Consider the following 3,988-nt stretch of genomic DNA (forward strand, 5'->3'; position numbering starts at 1 on the left):
GTCAGGGCTTGGGCTGCCGGCGGCGTCAGGGCTTCAGTCTCGGGCGCCGTCAGGGCTTGGGCTGCCGGCGGCGTCAAGGCTTCGGCCTCGGGCGCCGTCAAGGCTTCAGTCTCGGGCGGCGTCAAGGCTTCAGTCTCGGGCGGCGTCAGGGCTTGGGCTGCCGGCGGCGTCAGGGCTTCGGCCTCGGGCGCCGTCAAGGCTTCGGCTGCCGGCGGCGTCAGGGCTTCGGTTTCCGTCGTCGCGGGGGCGTGGCCGTCGGGGTCTGCCGGTGGGCCGGGCGTCTGGGCGGCGGGGCGGTCCGTGAGGTGGTCCAGGACGCGGGCCAGGGTGGGGCCCTCGGTGCCCGGGGCGGCGTCCTCGGCGGTGCGGCGGACGCCCAGGGTGTCGAGGACGCGGTGGAGGCGGGCCGCGTCCGTGCGCCAGGTCCGGTCGACGACCTCCTCCGGATACTCGTCCCATCCCACCGGCGCCCAGTCCGGACCGGTCTCCGCCGGTCCCCCGTGGAAGAGGCGCGCGGCGAGCAGGGAGACCGACTCGTCGATCAGCCCGGGCTCCTCCAGCAGGTCGCAGGCGGGACGCTCGCCCAGGCGGGAGGCGAAGCCCTCGGCCAGGCGGTCGCGGCGGGACAGCTCCGTGAGCGCCGCGACGACGCCCACGTCCAGCCGGGCGGGCCAGCGGCCCATCCGCCAGGCGGGCAGCGCCACCCGGGTCAGCAGCCGGTCCCAGCCCGCGTACGCCAGCCCGACCTGCTCCTGGGCGACGATCCGCAGCCCGTAGTCCACGGCCTGGGCGCGCTCGGCGGCCGCCGCCGCGACCCCCCGCTCCATCTCGGCGGCGTGGACGCGGCAACTGCGCAGCAGGAGCCGGGACACCTGGCCGAGCCCGACGCACACCGCGCGGGACAGCAGGCCGCGGTCCCGCGTCGAGGCCACCGCCACCGCGGCGTCCAGGCCCCGTATGAAGCGCCGGGCCGCGGCTATGTCGGGGTGCGCCGACGGTCCCGTACCGGCGACGACCGGGGCGAGGACCGCGCGCAGCTCGCCCACGCGCATCCACCACAGGAAGGGCGAGCCGATGACGAGGACGGGCGCCGCGGGGCCGCGGCGGCTCCCCGGGCCGGCCATCTCGTCGGCACGCTCGCCGGACGGCGGGCCGTGGGCGGGGTGGGTGCGGTCCTCCAGCCAGCTGTCGCAGTCCGGCGTGAGCGCTATCGCCGACGGGGCGGGCACCTCCAGCCGGTCGGCGAGGTCGCGCACCATCCGGTAGAGGTCCGGCGCGGACTCCTCGGCGATCCGGACCGTCGGGGTCATGGCGGGCCGGGCGCGGGCGACGACCAGGGCGACCCCCGCAGCGGCCGCCAGGACGAGGAGCGCGAGCGCGGACACCGTCCAGCGGGCGGCGTCCCAGCCGGCGCCCACGAGGTGGCCGGTGGAACCGCCCACGAGCAGGATCACGGCGGCGGCAGCGGGCAGCAGGGCGACGGCCAGCGCCCGGCTGCGGATGCGCAGCACGGCCAGCGCCCGGGAGCGCGCGGCCTGCGCGCCCAACTCCACTCCACCGATACCGGTCACGACCGGACCTCACCCCTCCTTGCTGCCCATGGGACGGCGCTCCCGCTCTTGCTCACTCCCCCACTGTGGCACCCGCCACTGACATCGCAATGCCGGTGGGCCAAGTGCCGGAACGCTTGCGCGGCACCCTAGTTGGGGCCTTCGCGCCCGTCAGCCGTATGGCGCATCGGTCACTCGATGGAATGGCTTTGGGGAAAGGTGGATGACGGACAGCAAGGATCAGGCCCCGGCTCCTGGGAGGGAGCCGGGGCCTGTCGGACCGGGTGGGGAGCGGGTGCCCTCCGGGGTGGTCAGACCCCCGGCGCGACCTCCGCCGCCGCGTCCGCCGCGGCCTTCGCCGCGATGTCCGTGCGGTGCTGGGAACCGTCGAGGCCGATGCGGGCGACGGCCCGGTAGGCGCGCTCGCGGGCCTCGGTGAGGTGCGCGCCGGTGGCCGTGACGGACAGGACGCGGCCGCCGGCGCTGACGACGTCGTCGCCCTCGCGCCGGGTGCCGGCGTGCAGGACGTAGGCGTGCGGGGCGTCCTCGGCAGCCACTTCGGCGAGGCCGGTGATCGGGTCGCCGGTGCGCGGGGTGCCGGGGTAGTTGTGGGAGGCGACGACCACGGTGACGGCCGCCTCCTCGCTCCAGCGCAGGGGCTCCAGGTCGGCGAGGTTGCCGGTGGCGGCGGCCATCAGCAGACCGGCGAGCGGGGTCTTCAGGCGGGCCAGCACGACCTGGGTCTCGGGGTCGCCGAAGCGGGCGTTGAACTCGATCACGCGGACGCCGCGCGAGGTGATCGCCAGACCGGCGTACAGCAGGCCGGAGAAGGGGGTGCCGCGGCGGCGCATCTCGTCGACGGTCGGCTGGAGCACGCTCTCCACGACCTCGTCGACCAGCTTGGGGTCGGCCCACGGCAGCGGCGAGTACGCGCCCATGCCGCCGGTGTTCGGGCCCTCGTCGCCGTCGAGGGCGCGCTTGAAGTCCTGGGCGGGCTGGAGCGGGCGCACGTTGTCGCCGTCGGTGATGGCGAAGAGGGAGACCTCGGGGCCGTCCAGGTACTCCTCGATGACCACGCGCTCGCAGGCGTTGGCGTGGGCCCGGGCCGCCTCGATGTCGTCGGTGACGACGACGCCCTTGCCGGCGGCGAGCCCGTCGTCCTTGACGACGTACGGGGCGCCGAAGGCGTCGAGGGCCGCGTCGACCTCGGCCGGGGTCGTGCAGACGTACGAGCGGGCCGTGGGCACCCCGGCGCCGGCCATCACGTCCTTCGCGAAGGCCTTGGAGCCTTCGAGCTGCGCGGCCTGACCGGAGGGGCCGAAGACCGGGATGCCGGCCTCGCGCACGGCGTCGGCGACCCCGGCGACGAGGGGCGCCTCGGGCCCGACGACGACCAGCTCGGCGCCCAGCTCCGTGGCCAGCGCGGTGACGGCCGCGCCGTCGAGGGCGTCGACTTGGTGCAGTTCGGCGACCTCGGCGATACCGGCGTTGCCGGGTGCGCAGTGCAGCGCGGTGACGTCGGGGTCGAGGGACAGGGAACGGCACAGGGCGTGTTCGCGGGCGCCGCCGCCGATGACAAGGACCTTCACGGGGGCCAGCCTAATGGGAGCGGACCCGGCCGGTTTGTGCGGGCTTCCGAAGGGGCGGACGGGAAGGGCTTGTGCGTTCCTCCAGTACGGCCCCGGTGCCGGCCCCCGCACGGGGCGGCGGGCGGCGGGCGCGGGCGGCGCCTACTCGTGCGCGATCTCCTCGACCACCGTCGCCCCCAGCTCCCGTACGAGCAGGTCCTTGCCGGAGAGGGCCGACTCGTCGAGGTCCGGGTCGTCGTCCTCCGGGGTGTCGTCCTCCGGGGAGACCGGGGGCGGCGGCTCGGAGGCCGCGGGCCGGGGAGCGGGGCCGGGCGCAGGGGCGGACGCGGAGGCCGCCGAGCCGTGCCCGGAGGTCGCCGCGGACGGACCGGCGCCCTGGGAGGGCGGGCCGGCGGGTGCCGGGGCTGCCGGACCCTGAGCGGGCGCACCGCCGGACGGGCTCCCGTAGCCACCGCCGCCGTAGCCACCGCCGCCCGAGCCGCCGTAGCCGCCGCCACCGGAGGCACCGTGGCCACCGCCGCCGAAGCCGCCGGACGGGCCGCCGGAGGGCGGGGGCGCCGAGCCGCCGGAGGGGTCGACGATCGCGTCGACCTTCCACTGCACGTTGAACTGCTCGGCGAGGGCCTGCCGCAGCACGTCCTCGCTGCCGCTGCTCAGGAAGTTGTCGCGGGCTCCCGCGTTGACGAAGCCGATCTGGAGGGTCGTGCCGTCGAAGCCGGTCACCTGGGCGTTCTGACTGAGCAGGATCCAGGTGAACCGGCGGCGGTTCTTGACCGCCTCCAGGATGTTGGGCCACAGCGAGCGCGGGTCGGGCCCGCCGCTCGGGGCCGGCGCCGGGGCGGCGGGGGC

The 3,988-nt window shown here is 76.4% G+C and carries 2 protein-coding genes and 1 pseudogene; all 3 read right to left on the reverse strand.

What is annotated here, in order from left to right; translation table 11 throughout:
- A partial coding sequence (locus GTW67_RS03655) for a M48 family metalloprotease (protein WP_346010551.1) occupies positions 1-1,571 on the reverse strand: 1,571 nt, incomplete at its 3' end.
- 290 nt (positions 1,572-1,861) lie between these two features.
- Entirely contained in the window at positions 1,862-3,139 is a 1,278-nt protein-coding gene (gene purD / locus GTW67_RS03660) for a phosphoribosylamine--glycine ligase (RefSeq protein ID WP_161163345.1), read from the reverse strand.
- 141 nt (positions 3,140-3,280) lie between these two features.
- A pseudogene (locus tag GTW67_RS03665) lies at positions 3,281-3,988 on the reverse strand (DNA polymerase III subunit gamma and tau); the annotation flags it as partial.

It is taken from the genome of Streptomyces sp. SID5910 (assembly GCF_009862125.1).
Taxonomy (GTDB): domain Bacteria; phylum Actinomycetota; class Actinomycetes; order Streptomycetales; family Streptomycetaceae; genus Streptomyces.